Origin of the sequence: Chachezhania sediminis (assembly GCF_009765275.1) — a bacterium.
GTDB classification, from domain to species: domain Bacteria; phylum Pseudomonadota; class Alphaproteobacteria; order Rhodobacterales; family Rhodobacteraceae; genus Chachezhania; species Chachezhania sediminis.
Genome location: NZ_VOPH01000019.1, coordinates 1 through 20,492 on the forward strand (window position 1 = coordinate 1; position 20,492 = coordinate 20,492).

A 20,492-nucleotide genomic window follows, 5' to 3' on the forward strand; every position below is an offset into this window, starting at 1 on the left:
AGAAGCACACCGCCCAGCGGCGGGGACAGAAGCCCGATGGTGATGTTGAAGCAGATGACGATGCCCAGATGCACGGGGTCGATCCCCATGGCCAGCGCCACCGGCACGAAGATCGGCGCAAAAAGCGCAACCGCCGCCTTCACGTCCATCACCATGCCCGCGATCAGGAAGATCACGTTGATCAGCATCAGGTATTGCAGGGGACCCAGGCCCCAGCCTTCGATCACGCCCTTGATCGTCTGCGGCCATTGCAGCAGCGCCGCCAGGTAGCTGAAGGTCGAAATCGCGCAAAGGATGATGAACAGCGCCCCCAGCATCACGCAGGTGCGCTGCAGGCTGTGACCGATATCGCGCAGCGTCAGCTGCCGGTAGCCGAATCCGATGACAAGCGCGGCAACGACAGCCATCGCCGCGGCTTCGGCCGGGGTCATGAAGCCGAAGAGCGTGCCGCCCAGGATGATCACCGGCAGCGACATCGCCGGCAGCGCCTTCAGCAGCGACGGGAAGAAGGGCGGAACCTGGGCATCGCGTCCGCCCGGATGATCGTCGCGATGGGCATAGTAGGCGTTCATTGCCATTAGCAGCGCCGCGATCAGCAGGCCGGGCACGATCCCGGCGGCAAACAGCGCGGTGACATTGGTTTCCATCAACGCGCCGTAAAAGATCAGGATCGACGACGGGGGAATGATCGGCCCGATGATGGACGACGCCCCGGTGATGGCGGCCGCATATTCCAGCGAATAGCCGCGGCGGCGCATCTCGGGCACCAGCGAATTGCCAAGCGCGGCGGCGTCCGACACGGCAGACCCGGAGACGCCCGCAAAGAACACCGACGTGGCCACGTTCACATGGCCCAGCCCGCCCTTCAGCCGGCCCAGGAAGGACATGGTGAAATCGATCAGCGCCGTGGCCAGCCCGCCGCGGTTCATCAGGTCGCCCGCAAAGATGAAAAGCGGCATCGCCAGGAAGGCGAAACTGTCCAACTGGCTGAACAGCCGCTGGGGCAGGACCGCCATGAACGAATCCCGCCCGGCGGCGACGAAGGTCAGGATCGCCGCGGCGCCGATCACATAGGCAATGGCGGATCCGGCCAGAAGCCCGAGAATCGTGAATCCTAGAATGAATGGCGCAGGCATACCCGGGTCTTCCCTGTGGCTTTCGCTTGCAGGCCATCCTGCGACCGGACCGCGCACCGCGAAATAGCAAAATATTGAACTCCCCATAGAGTTCTTCTATGGCTAGTCCGTGCCCCGGCCCCGAGGAGTGCCATGCGACCGATCACGCTTCAGCGCCTGCAGGTCTTCTGTGCCGTCTACGATCACGATTCCATTTCCGGTGCGGCGCGCCACCTGCGGCTGACGCAGCCTACCGTCTCGCGGCATCTGCGCGATTTCGAGGCGGCGCTTGGCCTGTCGCTTTTCGTGCTGGACAAGGGGCGCGTCATGCCCACCGCCGAGGCCGAGATCATCCGCGGCGAATGCCGGTTCCTGTTCGAAGGCATGACCAGGCTGGAACACCGCATCGATGCCCTGCAGAAGGGGGTCGGCCAGACGCTTTCGGTCATGACGATCAACATGCTGTCGATCCATTTCGTGCCCGAGGCTGTCCGCCATCTGCTGACCTGCCTGCCGGGGATGAACGTGATTCTGGACGTCGGCACGCTGGCGCAGCAGCTGCACTCGCTTCGGGCGGGGCAGGCGGATGTCTGCATCGTTGCGGGCAAGGTGCAGGTCGAGGATGTCGAACTGGAACGGATCGGGCAGGGGCGGCTGCAGCTTCTGACGCCGCCCGACGGTCCGCTGGCGGGCGATGGGCCGCTTCCGATGACCGACCTGGATACCGAGGCGCTTATGGGCTCCACGCTGCGCGGTCCGGTGGGCAAGGTGCTGGCCGATGCGCTGGCCGGAAAGGACGTCTCGTTCCAGCCGCAGATCACGGTCAAGTCCCTGTCGATGGTACCGCCCTTGGCCCAGACCATGCGCGTGGCGTCCATCGCCGACGAATTCACCGCCTACTTCCAGAACAATACCGGTTTCCAGGTGCGCGATCTGGACCTGGGATTCGATATCTATGCGATGTCGCTGGGACCGGTCAGCCACCGTTCGGCCGCGCGCATATTGATCGAAAAGCTTGGCGAGCTGCTGGAGGATTGGACGGCCGGATACCGCCCGCCCCGCGGCCCTGTGACCTGACGCCCGTTCACCGCACGTCCGGGGGACGGCACCGGGCCCAGGCCCTGCCGATCCTGCACCGATACTAATTTCCCGCCGTGCCCACCCGGATCTGACTTAAGCCCGTAGTCAGTCTTATGTTAAATGAATGCGGAATCGGTCCTGATCGCACTTGCCGTTTGCCAAGACCGACCGAACGGACAATGGGCCAAGCTGGCCGGGCGGCCCCCGACGAAATGAAGGACATAGGGGCGCGAGGTCAGGACAGCTTGGCCGGCGCGATCTCGTGCACGATGGGCGGGGTGCTGCAGACCTCGCGTGCGATGTCGACGACGTGGCGGTGGTGGGTCAGGTAGATCGCCTGGCCGCTGCGCCCGATCCGTTCCATCAGGCGACAGGCGGCGCGGGTGCGGTCTTCGTCGAAGGTTTCGAAGATGTCGTCGCAGAAGAACGGCAGGCGCACCCCTTGCGAGACGAGCTGTTCGTAGGCCGCGGCCCGCAAGGCAAGATAAAGCTGGAAGCGCGTGCCCTTGGACATGTCGCCCACCTGCTTGGCACCGCCGGCGGCATCGCGGGCCAACAGGATCTCGGTCCCGTTTTCCGGCCGGGTGGTCAGCGCGGGATAGGCATTGGCGGTCAGGTCGGCAAAGGCGCGTTCGGTGGCTTCCATCATGCCGCTGCGATGGGTGTCGCGGTAGCGCCGGATCGCCTCGTCCGCCAGTTTCAGGCCCAGGTGGTGGCGAAGATAGTCCAGCACGGTCTGTTCGATCCGAAGCTCCAGTGTCGTGCGGCGCTCGACCAGTTCCGCGACGCCCGCATCCCCGGTGATCGTGGCCAGATCCCGCGCGGCATTGGCCCTTTGCGCCGTGGCGGCGGACAATGCGGCCTCGGCCGCGTCGAGGTCGGACAAAAGGCTGGCCGCCTCTGCCTCCAGCGCCGGGGCCGTCGCACCGGCCAATGCCTGGCGGGCTGCATCAAGGTCCGGTGCGGCCAGACCGGCCAGGATCCGCGTTTCCAGCGCCCGCATCCGGGCACGTCTCTCGATGGTCTCGTGTGCCACGGCCACGGTGGAACGAAGTGCGGCCAGCGTGTCACCCAAGGTCCCGCCCGGGGGGAGGTCAGGAAAGCTCCGTCCGATGTCCTGCACGGTCCGGGCAATCTCGTTCAGGCGGCCCTGCGTTTCGCACAGCCGTTCGGTGCGGTCCGCCATGGTCTTCGAAAGCGTCTCGCGGCGGGTCATCATCGCCACCGCCGCATCTTTCAGGCCGCGGAGGATGTCGAAGGTGGCCAGCGGGTCGTCGCCGACTTCCAGCCCATGAGCATCCGCCAACTGGGCCACGCTGTCGCGGAACTGCGCAGCGTCGGCTTCCATCCCCTGGACCTGCCGCGCCACCTGCATCCGCTGGACGTCAAGCGCCCGCAACTCGTGAAGACGGGCCAGTGCCCGGTCCAGCACCGCCGGGACCACCGCAGCACCGAAGAGATCGGCCACCAAAGACGTCCAATCCGCCGCGGCGGCCTCTGCGACGGCTTCCAGATCCGCAAGTGCGGCGCGCCGGCGGTCCCGATCCTTCTTCAGACTGCCCGCCCGTTCGGCCGCTGTCTTCAGCATGTCGCGGTGCCGGGTCTCGGCCTCGGCCAGGCGGCGGGCGGCGGCAAGGGCGCTGTCAAAGTCCGGGTCTTCGAGCGGCAGCAGCGGCCGCAAGGCCGCCAGAATCCCGTCGACCCGGTTCAGCACCTCCTGATGCGCTGCGATCACGCGGTCGAGGCGCGCCTCTGCGCGGACCGCGGCATCGTGCCGGTCGGCCCAGGCGTGGAAGGCATCGGGCGCCAGCGCCGGCAGGCCCAGGGCGGCGGCCCGATCCGCTACCTGTGCCGTGATCCCGTCCGCCTCTTCGGTCATGCGGGCCAGTCGGTCGGCGGCGCGGCGACCGTGGGTTTCCGCATCGATCCGGGCCAGGTCCAACTGGCGCAGCTGACCCAGATCCGCGGCATGGGCCAGGCGCGCTTCGGCCAGGCCGTCCACCCGCTGCATTGCCGGTTCGAACGCCGCGGCGCTGACAGCCGAAAGGTCGGCCAAATGGGCCTGCCAGAGCGCATCGCGCGTTGCGCGGGCCTCTGCCGCCTCGGCATCGCCGACCGGGCCGGTCCCGGCTTCCAGGCGGGCGATGCGGGCGGCGTTAACCTCTGCCTCGGTCTGCCACCTGTCGCGTTCAGAGGTCACGGTCCGGATCTCCTCCGTCAGATCGGCGTGGCGCCGGGCGAGATCGGCCGCGGTCAGCGGGTCGACCGGACCTGCAGGCAGGTCCGCAAAGCGCAGTCCGGCGATGGCAAGATTGTCCAGCGCCTCGGCCACGCGATCCCGGGCCGCGCCGATCTGGGCCCGGGCCGTGGCAAGGTCCCGTTCCAGCGCCCCCAGGTCATGGCGCGCCAACAGGTCCGCGCAGCCCGTGTGCGCCGGTGCATCGTCGCGGATCCTGACGATGGCGGCCTCGGCCTCGGTTACGGACCGATCCAGGTCGGCGACCTCCTGTGCCCCGGTGTCCCGGGCCCTTTCGGCCTGACGCATCCGCTCGCGGGCCTGTTCCAGCGCCGCGATCTGCGGCGCGCTTCGGACCAGATCTTCGGGACCTGCGTCGGGGGGCCGATCCGGTGACAGGTCGCGGGCGACATTCGCCATGTCCTGTTGCAGGTTCGCCATTTCCTGACGGCGCTTCGGCAGGTCGATTGCCGCCGGCGCCGCCCGGTCGCGCAGCGTACCCAGCACCTCCAGCGCCGGTCCAAGGTCCACTTGGGCAGGATCCGGGTCAAGTGTGGCCAGTGCCGCCTCGGTCTCGGCGATTTCGTCCGTCAGGCGGTCGCGGTTGTCCTCGGCCCGCCCAAGATCCGCGGTGAGGGTCACCAGGTCCTCGGCACGGATATCGAGCCGGTCGGGATACGCCGCGAAGGGCGCCACCTGGGCCGCCAGCGCGTCGTGTTCGGCCAGAAGCGGAAGCGCCCGTGCCCGCGCCTGTGCTTCCGCCAGCCGGGTGCGCAAGGCATCGCGGGCGGTCCGGGCCGCGGCCTCTGCCGTCTCTGCTGCCTGAACATCCTGTTTCAGCGCCTTCCAGGCCCCGGCCGTCACGTCGCGGTCGCGGATCTGGCGGTTCACCTCCTCCAGCTCGCGCTTCAGTTCGGCCATCTGGGTCGTGCTGGCACGCTTGCGGTAGAGCTTGTCGGCATCGTCCCGTGCGGCGTCCAGCACCGCGTTCAGGTTCGCGATCCCGGCAGCGGCGGAAAACAGGTGGGTCCCGAAATTGCCGCGGGCATTGGCGATATCCTCGCCCCCCGTCTCGATCGTCTGGTCGTCGAGGCAGAGCAGGCTGCGGTAATCCGCCAGTGTCAGCCCGCCCAGATGCTGCGCCAGCGCGTTTTCCGGCAGCACCGCCCCCGAGGTGTCGACCAGGTTGCCCTTCTGCGTCGGCAGCCGGACAAAGTCGCGGATCTGGCCGTCGATCTCCAGCCGGCCGGACACCTTCAGGTTCCGCCGCTGATGCAGGAAGTCATAGGGCTCCCGGTGCGGAAAGCCGTAAAGCAACCGCAGGAAGCCTTCCATCGTGGTCGTCTTGCCGGCCTCGTTCGGCCCGTAGACAAGGTGGAAATCCGATCCCTCGCCGCCCGGGCCAAAATCGTAGACCTGCCCCGCAAAGCGACCGAACAGGTCAAGGTCCAGTTGCCGGATCCGCATCAGTCGGGCGCCCCCTTCATGCGGGCGATCATGGCTTCGGCCCCGGCTTCGGCCAGCGCCCGGGCAAGGGCCGCGGCTGCGTCCTCGTCCGGCAGCAGCGCGCGGCGGCGGTCCGCCGGGAGCTCGGCGGCCAGGTCCTCCAGCGCAAGGCGACAGGTCTCGGCAAAGCCCGGCTCGGCACGGATTTGCGCCATCAGGCGGGCCAGTTCGTCGGTGGCGCCCTGACCGGCGGGTTCGGCCCCGGCCGCCACGATATCCAGCCGGTCCAGCCACAGCCGCCCGGTATCCGCCGCCAGCCGGTGCAGGGTTTCCGTCCACAGGTCCCGGTCCCGCAGGATCTGCCAATGGCGTGGGCCCGGTGCCTTCAGCGTCAACCGCACCACGCCTGTGTCGGAAACCAGTCCCTGCACGGCCTTCAGCAAGGCGCCCCGCAGATCGGCGCGCAGGTCGGCATCGTCGCCATCCTGGGGCACGTTCATTTCATGTCGCACGAACTCCACGGCCGAGGTCGGGATCTCCTCTACCCCGATCCCGCCGGGGCCCAGCGTCAGCATGGTGGCACTTTTCGGGCCGGTTTCCCCCATGTCGCGGCCCTGCGGCGTTCCTGGCATCACGATCCAGGGCGCCGCGCCATGGACCTGGCGACGGTGGACATGTCCCAGCGCCCAGTAATCGAAACCCATGGCAGAGAGATCCGCGACCGAACAGGGCGCATAGACATCGTGCCCTTCGGCCCCGGCCAGCGAGGTATGAAGCATCGCGATGTTCACCGCGCCCGGCACGGGGGCGTCGAATCTGGGCAGCAGGCTGTCGGGCACGTGGCGGCCGGAAAAGCTGACCCCGTGGATCCAGACATCCTCGGCCAGCTGCACCTTGCCGCCGCGCGCGTCGAAGGTGTGGACATTGTCGGGCAGCGCCGTCTCGCCCGCGACCGGGTTTTCGGCATCGTGGTTGCCGCGGATGTAGAAGACCCGGATCCCGGCCTTTCGCAGCCGGTCCAGCTGTTCGACCAGGAAGGCCGCCGTCCGCGCGCTGCGCTGCGCCCCGTCGAAGAGATCGCCCGCGATCAACAGCGCCGACGCGCCTTCGGCCAGGCAGGTGTCGACGATGCGGACGAAAGCCGTGCGCGTGGCAGTCTGCACCCGGTCGCGCAGGTCCGGATCCTGCAGCGCCAGTGATCGGAGCGGCGCATCCAGATGGACATCGGCTGTGTGCAGGATCTTGATCGGACCACCCCCAAGTTCCAGGCGATTAGATCCGGATCCGGCAAAAGCTTCAATTCCAATCGTCGGGCCACCGGACAGGGACGGAAACGCCGTTTGGCTCCCTTTCGAATGACACCATTCCTGGCTGCGGAGTTTGTGCCGCGGGATAATGTCGAAGGACAGCGGGTGGAGGAATTTCGGCGTCGATCCGGAAAAGCACGTTGGCGTGGCTCCGGAATCAGAGATGCCGACGACAGCGCCGGATCCGGAATGCTGACGTGACCGCCTGAGAGCGAGATCGGCAACTGGTCCACTTTATCGAGACCCATTCGCACCGCGCGCGTCCTTCAGGGGAAATCCGTTCGTGACCCTGCTCCGCCCTGCTCGGAAGCCGGAGCCTCGGGCAACGCAGGCCCGGGGCACAGCTGGCCCGTCTCGACATCACTGCGGTTCCCGCAAATTCACCGTTGAGACCTGGGACCCCGTCTTGGCCACCCGCTGTGCAATCCGGGGGCTGCACGCGCAGCCATGACCCTGACACAGCGTTTCTTCCCTGCGCGCTACGGCAGAGAACCGACATCGAACGCCTCCTGCGCCGGCCGGAGGGCCGCAGGGTCGAAGGGCCCCCTATCGCCCTGTGCAAACCTTTGCAGGACAGCTGCGTCGAGAGCTTCAACGGCCCCTTTCGCCGTCCCTGTTTCCTTTGGGCGTGCTTTCGTTCCCCGAATCCGCGTGTCCGGGGCGGCGTTGAAGGCCAAGGACGGCGGCAACCGCGTCGAACGGCGTGGTCCGTTTCCCGGGTGTCGTCGGCATGTCGGGATGCTGCCGCTTCTCGGTGAAGGCCGCTTCGATCTCTCTCGCGATGGTCGACCGGGCCGGCTCTTCCGGGCCGGCCCAGGGGCCCAGGCGGAGGGCGAGAAGGGTTGCATGTTCATAGTAGCTCATCTGCGCGGTTCCTGATCCTGGCGGATGAACCTTGGCCGATCGCTCCTGACATGGCGTTGTCAGCGGTCGGGCCTATAATGTCAGGAGCGCACGTTGCCGGAATGCCGCCCATGACGAAATCGAACCGCCTTTTCGAAACGATCCAGATTTTCAGGTCTGTCGACGGACCGATCCGGGCGGAAGACCTTGCCGCGCGGCTCGAAGTGTCGGTCCGCACTGTCTACCGCGATATCGCGGCGCTTCAGGCCATGCGTACGCCGATAGAGGGCGAACCCGGGATCGGCTATGTCATGCGCCGGGGCTATGATCTGCCGCCACTCAACTTCGACGAGGAGGAGGTGGAGGCGCTGCGCGTCGGGCTCTGCATGCTCAGCCGGTCGGGCGACCGTGCGCTTTGCCGGGCGGCGGAACGGATTTCGGCAAAGATCGATGCGCTTCATGCTCCGGCGGACTGGCTTCAGGTTTCCCCCTGGGGGGCGCCGGCCGACGATCCGGAACTGGGCTGCGTGTCCAAGGCGATGTTGCGCGCGGCCGTCCGGGACGAACGCGTGCTGCGGATCGACTATATGGATGGGGCCGGCGTGCGCACCACGCGCGATATCCGGCCCATCGGCGTGGTCTATCACATCAACGCGGTTCTTCTTGCGGCATGGTGCGAACTTCGCGGGGGCCTGCGCCATTTCCGTACCGACCGGATCTATGCCTGTGAACCGACCGGCGCCTGTTTCGCCGGTCAGGGAGAGATCCTCCGCCAGATCTGGTCAGAGCGGAATCGCTGGGACCTTGGCGCCCGTGACCTGACAGGCGCGGAGGCTGCGGTCGAAACTGCGTAGACTTGCTTGCGCTGTATCGTCGTGCCGTCACGGCAAGGGCCAAAGCCTGCTGTCGCCAGGGCGCAATGCGGCGCCCTTGACCGGAAACCCGCCACACCTCCGGATTTCCGGACGGTCAGCGGCGGATGCGCTTCAGGTGCCCCGCAGTTCGGCGACGGCTTCCGACAACAGACGGACGCCGTCCGGGATCAGGGTCTTGTCGATGCAGGAATATCCCAGCCGCATGCCAGAGCGGCCTTCGTGCAGGTTCTCGAAATTCTTGCTCGACTCCTCGAAATAGACCGATCGGCGCGCGGCCGCTTCCTGCAGGGCCAGGGTGTCCAGCCCGTCGGCGAAGCTGAAGTAACAGCTGCTTCCGCCAAAGCGGGCACGGTCCTTCAGTTCGGGCAGATAGGTGTAAAGCGCGTCCCGCGTCACCCTTGCACGGGCGCGGTATTCGTCCCGTAAACGGGCGATGAACCTGTCGAAATGACCGCGCTCCAGAAACAGGCCGACGGAATTCTGATTGTTGATCGGCGGATGACGCAGGACATGATGCCGGAACGAGCGGGCCTCGGAGACGAAATCGCGGTCGGCCACCAGAAAACCGATCCGAAGCCCCGGCATCAGCGACTTGGTCAGGCTGCCGATGTAGATCACGTTCCCGTAGTGATCCAGCGCCTTGAGCGCGGGGACCGCTTTCTCGTCGAAGGTGGTTTCGGCCTCATAGTCGTCTTCTATGATGAAGATGCCTTTCTTCCGCGTTTCGCGCAAAAAGGCGTGGCGGCGGGATTCCGACATGGTCACCGTTGTCGGGTGCTGGTGCGTGGTGGTGACATAAAGACAGCTGCACTCCAGCGCCGCGGGCGACAGGATCAGCCCCTCGTCATCCATGGGCAGGTGGCGGACCTCGTGCCCTTCCATGCGCGCGATATTGGCGGCTTCGGGATAGCCGGGGTTTTCCACGCCCAGCACGCCCCGCTTCTTCAGCAGAAGTTTCAGCGCGGTATAAAGCGCATTCTGCCCGCCGACGGTGATCAGGACCTCGTCCGGATTGGCATAGATCCCCCGCGGCTGCAGGACCCGCAGGATCAGCTGTTCGATCAGAAGCGGGTCGTCGACAGTGGAAAAATCCATCGCCCAGTTGCGAATCTGGATCGAGTTCACGGAATCCCGCACGCATTCCCGCCAGGCACCGACGGGAAACATGTTGGGATCCACATGGCCGCTGATGAACGGATAGCGGAAGCGGACCAGCGCATCGTGCGGCTTCGTGGTGCGCGGCTGGTCATAGGTGGAATCGCCGAAATGCGCCTTGAAATCGAAACGATCCGGGGGGTCCTGGTCTGCCCCCGGCATGACCGCGGCATCCCGCGCGGCGTGGGCGTCCGGGGAAATGAAGTATCCCGACCGGCGCTTGCTGGCGATGAACCCGTCCTGGCGCAGCGCATCGTAGGCAAGAGACACCGTGTTGTTGCTGACATGAAGCCGGCGTGCGAAATCCCGGATCGACGGCAGCGCATAGTTCGGAGGAAACCGGCCGGACACGACCGCGATGGCGATCTGGCGGCGGATCTGCATCTGCAGGCTCTCGACCGACTCGCGGTCGAGCTGGATCAGGGTTTCGATCATCTGGTTCATCGCCGCCTCCTGAAGGCCTCCGGAACAATGGGCCAGCCAGCACGACAGGCGAAGACTAGCGCCGCCGTGCACGGGGCGCCAGCGCCCTGAAACCCGGCGCGCAGGCGTCTGCCGCAGGGCTTCAGGCGGGAAAGACCCGCGACAGGCCCGTGCCGATCGCCGAGAGGATCCGGTCGATATCCGCCTCGGTCGCGATCAGGGCGGGCGCAAGGCACAGGGTCGTGTTCAGGCCCTTCATCGACCGGTTCATTGCGCCGATGATGACACCTTCGGACTTGGCTTCGGCAAGGACACGCGTCACCAGGGCTTCGCTTACCGGTTCCTTCGTGTCGCGGTCGCGGACCAGTTCGGCGCCCTGAAGCAACCCGATGCCGCGCACATCGCCGATCACCGCGTGCCGGTCCTGAAGCGCCCGCAGGCCCTGATGAAGCCGTTCACCCATGCGCCGGGAATTCTGCAGAAGGCCCTCGCGTTCGATGATGTCTATGGTTTCGAGCGCTGCGGCCGGGCCCACCGTGCAGCCGCCGAAGGTTGAGATATCGCGGAAATGGGCCATCGGGTCCGTTTCGTCCTTGAACAGGTCGAATATGGCATTGGTCGTCGCCACGGCCGAGATCGCGGCATAGCCCGAGCCCAATCCCTTGGCCATGGTCACGAAATCCGGCTCGATCCCGTAATTCTGATAGCCGAACCACGTCCCGGTGCGGCCCAGGCCGCAGACCACCTCGTCGATATGAAGAAGAATGTCGTATTTCCGGCAGATCTCCTGCACGCGCGGCCAATAACCTTCGGGGGGCGTGATGATACCGCCACCCGCGGTGACGGGTTCCAGGCACAGAAGCCCGATCGTATCGGGCCCTTCACGCAGGATGACCTCTTCGATGGCATCCGCGGCGCGCCGGCCGTAATCGTCCGCATCCCACTGCCTGCGATATTCAAGACAATGCGGGACCTTCACGAACCCTTCCGGCAGGGGGCCGTATTCATCCGCCCGTTCCGGCTGTCCGCCCGCGGCAAGGGTTGCAATGCTCGAACCGTGGTAGTCGCGATCGCGAAACAGGATCTTCGATTTGCGGCCGCCGCGATGGCGGGCCGAGATCTGGCGCACCATCTTGAAGACCTTCTCGTTCGCCTCCGACCCGGAATTGGCCAGATAGATGCGGTCGAGGCCGGGCATAAGCCCAAGAAGACGCCGGGCAAGCTGTGCGCCCGGGATCGTTCCGGCGCTGCCTGCGAAATAGTTCATCCGCACGGCCTGATCGCGCATCGCATCGGCAATGCTCTCGCGCCCGTAACCGACATTGACCGTCCAGACACCACCCGAAACGGCGTCGAGATATTCGCGCCCCCGGGCATCCCAGACGGTCAGGCCCCGTCCTTCGACCACAATGAACGGATCCGCGGTTTCCAGCGCCTTGTGCTGCAGCATGTGGTGCCAGACATGCGCCCGGTCGAGTTCGACGACCCCGGAAATGTCATTGGTCTTGTACGCAGTGTCCATCTCTCATGCCTCCGTATTGCAGCCGCGTCACCGCGGGCCCTGGCTGGCCGAGCCATAAGCCGGACGGAAGATGGACCGGTAGGTACAGTCGGGCGCCAACTGTGGGTGCAGTTCCGCACGGGCGCTGCCGATCGGCGGTCCCGGCCAATCTGTAACCACGGTTAGGCCGCATCTGCACCTATGCAGACATTTTCGACGCGCTTAACGGTTCACGGGACACCTTCCGCGAATTTCCCGAAGCCCGTTTCAAAGCACTGAGAAACGGACAGGGATCGTTTGCCCAAAAGAAAAAGGACCAACAGGAAAATGTTCAAGATCAAACGCTTGATTGCATCTGCGGCCCTGGCATCCGTGACCGCGGCGCCGCTCTACGCCGAAACCTTGCGCGCCGTGATGCATTCCGACCTGCGGCTGACCGATCCGGTCATGGCCAGTTCGTATATCACCCGCGACCATGGTTACATGATCTACGACACGCTCGTCGCCATGGACGAAAACTCTGTCGTCCGGCCACAGATGGCGGATTGGTCGATGTCCGACGACGGCCTCGTTTACACGTTCACGCTGCGCGACGGGCTGAAATGGCACGACGGCACGCCGGTGCGGCCCGAAGACTGCATTGCTTCGCTGAAACGCTGGGGCAGCCGCGACACGATGGGCCGGCAGATGATGAGCTTCGTCGCGTCCATGGAACCGGTCGACGAAAAAAGCTTCCGGATCGTCCTGTCGGAACCGTTCGGGCCGCTCATGGACACGATCGGCAAGCCGTCGTCCCTTGTGCCCTTCATGATGCCCGAACGCGTTGCCTCGACCCCGGCGACCGAAGCGATCTCGGACTTCACCGGTTCCGGCCCCTTCGAATTCGTCCGGGACGAATTTCAGCCCGGCGTGAAGGCCGTCTACCTGAAGAATGAAGACTACATCCCCCGGAACGAACCCCCAAGCTGGGGCGCTGGCGGCAAGGTGGTGCATTTCGACAGGGTCGAATGGATCAACATGCCGGACAGCCAGACCGCGATCAACGCGCTGTCCTCGGGAGAGGTCGACTTCCTCGAAGCGCCGATGATGGACCTGCTGCCGATCCTCGAAAGCAATCCCGAAATCACCATCAAGACGCTGAACCCGCTAGGCGGGCAGACGCTGGCGCGGATGAACTTCCTTCAGCCGCCGTTCGACGATCCCAGGCTGCGCCGCGCTGCCGCCCTGTCGTTCAAGCAGGAAGACTTCCTGCTGGCGCTGGTCGGCAATCCCGATCTGATCACGCCCTGCGCCGCCATGATGGGGTGCGGCACCAAGATGGACTTCGCCGTCGGCGGCGAAAAGATTGCCGCGGGCACCGGGCAGGAAGAGGCAAAGGCGCTCTTGAAGGAGGCCGGTTACGACGGCACCCCGGTGGTGATCCTGCAGACGACGGACGTGCCGGTCCTGAAGACCCAGCCGGTCGTTGCCGCCGATGCGCTGCGCGCGGTCGGGTTCAATGTCACCTCCCTGCCGATGGACTGGCAATCCGTGGCCACGCGCGCGCGCAACAAGGGGCCGGCCGATGAAGGCGGGTGGAATATCATGTTCTCGTACCTTGGCGTCGCCGACGTGATGAACCCGCTGGGCCACTTGTTCATGGACGGCAATGGCGAACAGGGCACCTTCGGCTGGGCCGACCTGCCGCACCTGAACGAACTGCGGGCCGAATTCGCCGCGGCCCCCACGGAAGAGGCACGCATGGCGCTGGCCAAGGAAATCCAGGCCTATGCCTACGAGCAGACAACGTATGTGCCGCTTGGACAGTTCGTCTCGCCAAGCGCGTTCCGGTCGGATCTCGAAGGCTTCGTGACCGGTCCGGCTGCGCCGTATTTCTGGAATGTGAAGCGGGCCCGGTAACCGTAACGGAACCCCGGGCGGCGCGCGTGGCGGGCCGCCCTTCCAGCCGAAGGTGAATGCCTGTGATCTTCTACGTTCTGAAACGGATTCTCGCGACGGTGCCGGTCATGGCCTTCGTGGCAATCTTCGTCTTCCTGCTTCTGCGGCTGACGCCGGGCGATCCTGCCGTCGCCATCGCCGGAGATCAGGCGACAGAGGAGCAGCTGCGCCAGATCCGCGCCGCGCTGTCGCTGGACCAGCCGCTTCTGGTCCAGTTCGTGACCTGGATCCAGCAAATCGTCCGTCTCGATTTCGGCAAGTCGCTGATCTCGGGCCTGCCCGTGTCCGAGCTTATCGCGCAACGGCTGGAACCGACCCTGTCCATCGCACTGGTCACGATCAGCATGTCCGTTCTTGTGGCGGTGCCCCTGGGCGTTCTGACCGCCTGGAAACAGGGAAGCTGGATCGACCGGGGCGCGGTCGCCTTTTCGGTGCTGGGTTTTTCCATTCCCGTCTTCGTCATCGCCTACATGCTGATTCAGCTTTTCGCGATCGACCTGCGCTGGCTTCCGGTTCAGGGCTTCGCCCCGCTGTCGCGCGGGCTGGGCCCCTTCCTGTCGCATGCCATCCTTCCCAGTGTCGTGCTGTCCGTGATCTATGTCGCGCTGATTGCCAGGATGACGCGGGCGGCCATGCTGGATGTCATTCACGAGGATTTCGTGCGCACCGCCCGGGCAAAGGGCTGCACGGAACCCAGGGTTCTTTTCCGTCATGCGCTGCGCAACGCGGCAATCCCCATCCTGACGGTGGTCGGCACCGGTCTGGCACTCTTGATCTCGGGCGTGGTCGTCACCGAAAGCGTGTTCAACCTGCCCGGTCTCGGGCGGCTGACGATCGATGCGGTGATGGCCCGGGATTACCCGGTCATCCAGGCCATGATCCTTGTGACCAGCGCGGTCTACGTGCTTATCAACCTGCTTATCGACCTCGCCTACAGCCTCTTCGACCCAAGGATTAAGTACTGATGTCAGGCCCTGTCGAAACCGCGCTGTCGCGCCCTGCCCTGCTGTCCGTCCTGTCCAGCCTCATGACCGGTCGCAAGGGGGTGGTGATCGGGGTCACGGTCGCGGTCCTGTTCGCCGTCGCCGCCCTGTCGGCGCTTGCGCCACTGCTGGCCCCCTACGATCCGCTGGCGCTGAACATGACCGCGCGGCTCAGACCGTCCTCTGCCGAGCATCTGATGGGGACCGATGCCTATGGCCGCGATATCTTCTCGCGCGTGCTTTACGGTGGGCGCATCTCTCTGGTGATCGGCGTCGGTGCCACGCTCCTGGCGGTCGGGACCGGTCTTGTGATCGGGCTTGTGTCCGGATTCTTCCGCGCGGCGGACGCGGTGATCATGCGGATCATGGACGGTCTGATGGCGATGCCCGCCGTTCTTCTTGCGGTGGCAATCGTCGCCCTGGCCGGCGCCTCTGTCGGGACCGTTCTGGTGGCGATCACCATCCCGGAAATACCGCGTGTCGCACGGATCGTCCGCGCCGTGATCCTGTCGACCCGCTCTGCCCCCTTCGTCGAGGCGGCCCGGATATCCGGCACGCGGATTGGCAAGCTGATGTGGCGCCACCTGATCCCTTCGACCGTCGCCCCCCTTCTGGTCCAGGGCAGCTATGTCTTCGCGTCGGCCATTCTGACAGAAGCCGTGCTGTCGTTCCTTGGCGTCGGGATCAGCCCGGACATTCCCACATGGGGAAACATCATGTCCGAAGGGCGTATGTTCTTCTCGCTCCGGCCCGGCATGATCTTCTGGCCCGCGCTCATCCTGTCGCTGGTGATCCTGGCCGCAAACATGCTGGGCGATGTCCTGCGCGATCATTTCGACCCCCGCAGCAAAACAGGAAGAGCGTGACATGACCGGAGCATCCCCCGAGGCGCCCGTACTCGACATCCGCGACCTGACGATCCGTCTCCGGGGGCGCGATGGCGCCACGCTTTTGCAGGACGTGTCGCTTTCCGTCGCCGCCGGTGAAACGCTCTGCCTCGTGGGCGAAAGCGGCTCGGGCAAGTCGCTGACATCGCTGGCGACGATGGGCCTTCTGCCCGAGGCCGACCTCGAGATCGGCGGCGGCAGCATCCGCCTGTGCGGGGAAGAGCTGCGCGGCGCGTCCCGCAAGCGGTTGCAGGCCCTGCGGACGACCCGCATGTCGATGATCTTCCAGGAGCCGATGACGGCCCTGAACCCGGTCGCACGGATCGGCGACCAGATCGAAGAAGTGCTGTTGATCCACACCCAGCTCGGCACGGCCGAGAGGCGGGCCAGGGTGCTCGACATACTCGCCAAGGTGAACCTGCCGGATCCGCGGGCGATCATGCGCGCCTATCCCGACCAGCTTTCGGGCGGCCAGCGCCAGCGCGTCATGATCGCCATGGCGCTGGTGCTGGAACCGGCCCTGCTGATCGCCGACGAACCGACGACCGCGCTGGATGTGACGACACAGAAACAGGTCCTGGACCTGATCCGCACCCTGCAGAAGGATCGCGGGACGGCGATCCTGTTCATCACCCACGACATGGGTGTGGTCGCCGAAATCGCCGATCGCGTGGCGGTGCTGAACGCCGGCGCTATGGTCGAGACCGGATCGCTGCAGGGTGTCCTGAGCAATCCAACCAGGGACTACACCCGCGCCCTGCTGAAGGCCGTTCCCGGGCTTGAACCCCGACCGGCGCGACCGGACACCAGCGCGGGATTCGCGCTGGAACTGGACGGGCTGGACAAGACCTTCGGCCGCAGGGGGATCTTCGGCCGCGGGCGCGAAGTCAGGGCGCTCGACGACATCTCGCTTCATCTCAGACCCGGCCGGACGCTGGGCATCGTCGGCGAAAGCGGTTCGGGAAAGTCGACGCTGGCGCGTTGCGTCATGCAGCTCGAAGCCCCCGACAGCGGTGTCATCCGGGTGTGCGGCGACCATGTCGACAACCTGCACGGCGCTTCGCTTCGAAACATGCGGCGCCGCATCCAGATGGTCTTTCAGGACCCCTATCGCTCGCTCAACCCGCGCGTCACTGTCGGCGAAACCATTGCCGAAGCGCCGATCAACTACGGCATGCCCCATGCCGAAGCCCTGGCGCTGGCCCGTGACCTTCTGGTCAAGGTCGGTCTGCCCCGGAACGCCGCGGACCGGCTGCCGCATCAGTTCTCTGGCGGGCAGCGGCAGCGTATCGCCATTGCCCGGGCGATCGCCGTCGAACCCGACGTTCTGGTCGCGGACGAGGCGGTGTCGGCCCTGGACGTCTCGGTACAGGCGCAGGTCCTGGATCTGTTCGAGCAGATCCAGGCGGAAATGGGTGTCGCGATCCTCTTCATCACACACGATCTGCGGGTGGCGGCCAGGATCTGCGACGACATTGCGGTGATGCGCGGGGGCCAGCTTGTCGAATGGGGCCCCGCTGCCGCCGTGCTGACCGCGTCGCGGCAGGACTATACAAGACGCCTTCTGGCTGCCGCGCCCGGCAGCCACTGGGACTTTGCCCGCTTTCGACCGTTTCCCGTGCGAGCGCCGGACATGACGGGCATCGCTGCACCCGGCCGTCCGGCATAGACGCAAGAATACAGCCATAACCCGAGAGACAAGAAGCATGACATCCGAACTCTGGAAGCTTACCGCAACCGACATCGCCGCCGGCGTCCGTGCCCGTGCGTTCACGGCGGTCGAGGCGACGCAATCGGCACTCGACCGGCTTGAAGCCGTAAACCCGCTGATCAACGCCATCGTCGATCACCGCCCCGAACAATCGCTGATGCGGGCGGCAAAGATCGACGCCATGATCGCGGCCGGCCGCGATCCCGGCCCGCTGGCGGGCGTGCCGGTCACGATCAAGGTCACCAATGACGAAGCCGGTTTTGCCACCACCTACGGCGTGGTTGCCCACAAGGACAACATCGCCGCGGCAAACGGGACGGTGGTCGACAATCTCGAACGCGCCGGTGCCGTGTCGATCGGGCGTTCGAACATGCCGTCCTTCGGCGTCAGGTGGTTCACGACCTCCCAGCTGTATCCCGACAACTACAACCCGTTCGACAGGGGGCTGACGCCCGGCGGGTCCTCGGGCGGGGCGGCCTCGGCGGTTGCCAGCGGCATCGGCGCGATTGCCCATGGCACGGATATCGGCGGATCGATACGCTATCCCGCCTATGCCTGCGGGGTTCACGGGCTGCGGCCGACGCTTGGCCGGGTGCCGAACTACAACGCCAGCATGCCCGAACGGGGGATTTCCGGTCAGCTGATGTCGGTGTCCGGCCCGCTGGCGCGCACCATCGACGATCTGCGCCTGGGCTTCGAGGCCATGGTCCAGCCCGACCCGCGCGATCCCTGGTTTGCGCCTGTGCCGCTGAAGGGGCCCGACGTTCCGCGCAAGGTGGCGCTTTCCCTGCGCCCCGACGGTCTGGACACGCAGGATGCGGTCGTGGACGCGCTGCTCGATGCGGCCGAACGGCTGCGCGACGCCGGCTGGCAGGTCGACGAGGTCGATACGATCCCGCCCCTGAAAGAGGCCGGTGACGCGCAGGTCAAGCTGTGGCTTTCGGAAGATTTCGACGGGGCCCTGGCGGCGGCCGAGGCCGACGGCGATCCCGGCGTGATCGCCATGCTCCGCGGCCAGCAAGAGCTTGCGCGCTCGGTCGGACTTCCCGAACTCCATGGCCTGCTCCGGACCCGCGCCACGCTCGCCCGCAAGTGGCAGATGTTCTTCGAGGACTATCCGATCCTTCTGTTGCCGAATTCGGCCGAAACGCCGTTCCCCTTCGCAGAGGATCTGAAAGATCCCGAAGCCTATCTTCGTGTCTGGGCCGCGCAGCTTCCCCAACTGGGTATCCCGTTTCTCGCCTTGCCCGGCCTGTCGGTCGCGACCGGCATGAAAGGCAGCTCGCCGCTTGGCGTGCAACTGACCGCCGCGCGCTACCGCGAGGACCTGCTGCTGGCCGCGGGCGCCGATATCGCGGCCCGTGGCGGCCCGGACGTGCCGGTCGATCCGCGGTAGGTGCAGATCCGGGCCTGTTAGGCCGCGGGCCCGATTTCTGCCCCTGAACACGTCAGGCCGGGCTTCGGGTCGGCCGGTCCAAGCCGAAGCCCGGGCCCGCGATGTGCGGGCCCGGGCGCAAGATCCAGGCGCAAGATCCGCGGGTCGTCGATCAAGACGTCCCCCGGCCCGGGGCAGAACGCCCCCTGCCGCCATGTGGATGAAGCGACCGTTCCGCTGGTCTGAAATCTGCGGAAGCACCCGTCGGGACCGCGCGGTTCGGCGGGACATGCCATGGTTCCCTGCGTATCATGGCAGGCGATGCACGGCCTGCTTCCGCTGACCCCGTGCCGTTTTTCGCAGGAACGAGGGAAGAATGCCCGTCAAGAACCGTATCGCCGAACTGAAGGACGAAATCGCCGGCTGGCGCCGCGAGATCCATGCCAACCCCGAACTTCTGTTCGATCTGCCCCGCACCAGTGCCATGGTGGCCGAGAAGCTCCGCGAATTCGGCTGCGACGAGGTTACCGAAGGGATCGCCCAGACCGGTATCGTGGCCGTGATCAGGGGCAACCGCGGCAATTCCGGCCGGGTGGTGGGCCTGCGCGCCGACATGGATGCCCTGCCGATCCACGAGGAAACGGGCCTCGACTACGGCTCGACCGTGCCGGGCAAGATGCATGCATGCGGGCACGACGGACACACCGCGATGCTGTTGGGCGCCGCCAAGTACCTGGCGGAAACGCGGAACTTCGACGGCAGCGTCGTGCTGATCTTCCAGCCGGCCGAAGAGGGCGGCCGCGGCGGCAAGGTGATGTGCGACGAAGGCATGATGGACCGCTGGGGCATCCAGGAGGTCTATGCCATCCACAACTCGCCGGGCCTGCCGGTGGGCACGATCGGCGTGAAGCCGGGCCCGTCGATGGCCGCGGCCGACATCTTCGAGATCGAGGTCACCGGCAAGGGCGGCCACGGCGCCCGCCCGCACGAGACGGTGGATTCCGGGCTGATCGCAAGCCATATCGTGATCGCGCTGCAAAGCATCGCCAGCCGCAGCACCGATCCGCTCGATTCGGTGGTGGTGTCGGTCGGATGTATCGAGACGTCGTCGAAGGCGTTCAATGTCATCCCGCAGAAGACCCAGCTTAAGGGTACGGTGCGAACGACGTCGCCTGCGGTGCGCGACATGGCGCGACGCCGGATCCACGAGATCGCCGAGATGACGGCAAAAATGCATGGCGGCGAGGCGGCGGTCGACTACATCGACGGGGTGCCGGCGCTGATCAACTCGGAAGACGAGGCAGGCTTTGCCGCCGCCGCGGCCGAACGGATCACCGGGTCGTGCATCGAGACGCCGACCGTCATGGGGGGCGAGGATTTCGCCTTCATGCTGAACGAACGCCCCGGTGCGATGATCCGGCTGGGCAACGGCGCCGACAGCAAGCCGCTGCACCATCCCGAATACAATTTCAACGACGACGCGATCCCCTTCGGGTGCAGCTGGTTCGTGGAAATGGTCGAAAGCCGGATGCCGGCAGAGTGATCGGCGCGCGTTTGCGGGGCATGGGGATCGCGCAACCGACGGGCGGTTTCAGACGTTGACCCGTGTTGTGGGAA

Annotated in this window: 14 protein-coding genes; 8 read left to right on the top strand and 6 right to left on the bottom strand. The window is 65.9% G+C overall.

The annotated features are described in order from the left end of the window. Window positions 1–1,136: TRAP transporter large permease (locus tag FQK05_RS25010; RefSeq protein ID WP_158972169.1), on the bottom strand; the 1,136-nt coding region annotated here is incomplete at its 3' end. Window positions 1,137–1,268: 132 nt separating this feature from the next. On the opposite strand from FQK05_RS25010, the gene FQK05_RS25015 reads away from it, so the two are divergent. After that, the gene (locus tag FQK05_RS25015) at window positions 1,269–2,192 is read left to right on the top strand and encodes a LysR family transcriptional regulator (RefSeq protein WP_158972171.1); all 924 of its coding nucleotides are present in this window, start codon (window positions 1,269–1,271) and stop codon (window positions 2,190–2,192) included. 238 nt (window positions 2,193–2,430) lie between these two features. Here FQK05_RS25015 and FQK05_RS25020 read toward each other — a convergent pair whose 3' ends face one another. The 3 genes from FQK05_RS25020 to FQK05_RS25030 all read right to left on the bottom strand — a co-directional run bounded on the left by FQK05_RS25020 (window position 2,431) and on the right by FQK05_RS25030 (window position 8,048). Continuing rightward, the gene (locus FQK05_RS25020; protein ID WP_158972173.1) at window positions 2,431–5,898 is read right to left on the bottom strand and encodes a YhaN family protein; all 3,468 of its coding nucleotides are present in this window, start codon (window positions 5,896–5,898) and stop codon (window positions 2,431–2,433) included. Then, complete coding sequence (locus FQK05_RS25025) at window positions 5,898–7,184, bottom strand: metallophosphoesterase family protein (protein ID WP_325063981.1); 1,287 nt, start codon at window positions 7,182–7,184, stop codon at window positions 5,898–5,900. The genes FQK05_RS25020 and FQK05_RS25025 overlap by 1 nt, the downstream gene beginning before the upstream one ends. Window positions 7,185–7,775: 591 nt before the next feature. Further along, window positions 7,776–8,048 carry a hypothetical protein gene (locus FQK05_RS25030; protein ID WP_158972175.1) on the bottom strand — a complete coding sequence of 91 codons (273 nt, stop codon included), beginning with the start codon at window positions 8,046–8,048 and terminating at the stop codon, window positions 7,776–7,778. Window positions 8,049–8,158: 110 nt separating this feature from the next. On the opposite strand from FQK05_RS25030, the gene FQK05_RS25035 reads away from it, so the two are divergent. Then, window positions 8,159–8,881, top strand: a complete 723-nt coding sequence (locus tag FQK05_RS25035) for a helix-turn-helix transcriptional regulator (RefSeq protein WP_158972177.1) — start codon at window positions 8,159–8,161, stop codon at window positions 8,879–8,881. A 132-nt stretch (window positions 8,882–9,013) separates the two neighbouring features. Here the strand turns inward: FQK05_RS25035 and FQK05_RS25040 are convergent, their stop codons facing one another. Then, complete coding sequence (locus FQK05_RS25040; protein ID WP_233270677.1) at window positions 9,014–10,501, bottom strand: aminotransferase-like domain-containing protein; 1,488 nt, start codon at window positions 10,499–10,501, stop codon at window positions 9,014–9,016. Between the two features lie 121 nt (window positions 10,502–10,622). Beyond that, window positions 10,623–12,002, bottom strand: a complete 1,380-nt coding sequence (locus FQK05_RS25045) for an aminotransferase family protein (protein ID WP_158972179.1) — start codon at window positions 12,000–12,002, stop codon at window positions 10,623–10,625. Between the two features lie 306 nt (window positions 12,003–12,308). Here FQK05_RS25045 and FQK05_RS25050 point away from each other — a divergent pair, with 306 nt between their 5' ends. The 6 genes from FQK05_RS25050 (at window position 12,309) to FQK05_RS25075 (ending at window position 20,418) form a co-directional block, all read left to right on the top strand. After that, window positions 12,309–13,880, top strand: coding sequence for an ABC transporter substrate-binding protein (locus tag FQK05_RS25050; protein WP_158972181.1), 1,572 nt, complete (start codon window positions 12,309–12,311; stop codon window positions 13,878–13,880). 62 nt (window positions 13,881–13,942) lie between these two features. Then, window positions 13,943–14,884, top strand: coding sequence for an ABC transporter permease (locus FQK05_RS25055; RefSeq protein ID WP_158972233.1), 942 nt, complete (start codon window positions 13,943–13,945; stop codon window positions 14,882–14,884). Continuing rightward, window positions 14,884–15,768 (top strand): ABC transporter permease, encoded by an 885-nt coding sequence (locus tag FQK05_RS25060; RefSeq protein WP_158972183.1) that lies wholly within the window; start codon window positions 14,884–14,886, stop codon window positions 15,766–15,768. The genes FQK05_RS25055 and FQK05_RS25060 overlap by 1 nt, the downstream gene beginning before the upstream one ends. A 1-nt stretch (window position 15,769) precedes the next feature. Then, complete coding sequence (locus FQK05_RS25065) at window positions 15,770–17,458, top strand: dipeptide ABC transporter ATP-binding protein (protein WP_158972185.1); 1,689 nt, start codon at window positions 15,770–15,772, stop codon at window positions 17,456–17,458. Window positions 17,459–17,495: 37 nt separating this feature from the next. Further along, window positions 17,496–18,896 (top strand): amidase family protein, encoded by a 1,401-nt coding sequence (locus FQK05_RS25070; RefSeq protein WP_158972187.1) that lies wholly within the window; start codon window positions 17,496–17,498, stop codon window positions 18,894–18,896. 355 nt (window positions 18,897–19,251) lie between these two features. Beyond that, window positions 19,252–20,418 (top strand): M20 aminoacylase family protein, encoded by a 1,167-nt coding sequence (locus FQK05_RS25075; protein ID WP_158972189.1) that lies wholly within the window; start codon window positions 19,252–19,254, stop codon window positions 20,416–20,418. The last annotated feature ends 74 nt before the right edge of the window (window positions 20,419–20,492 follow it).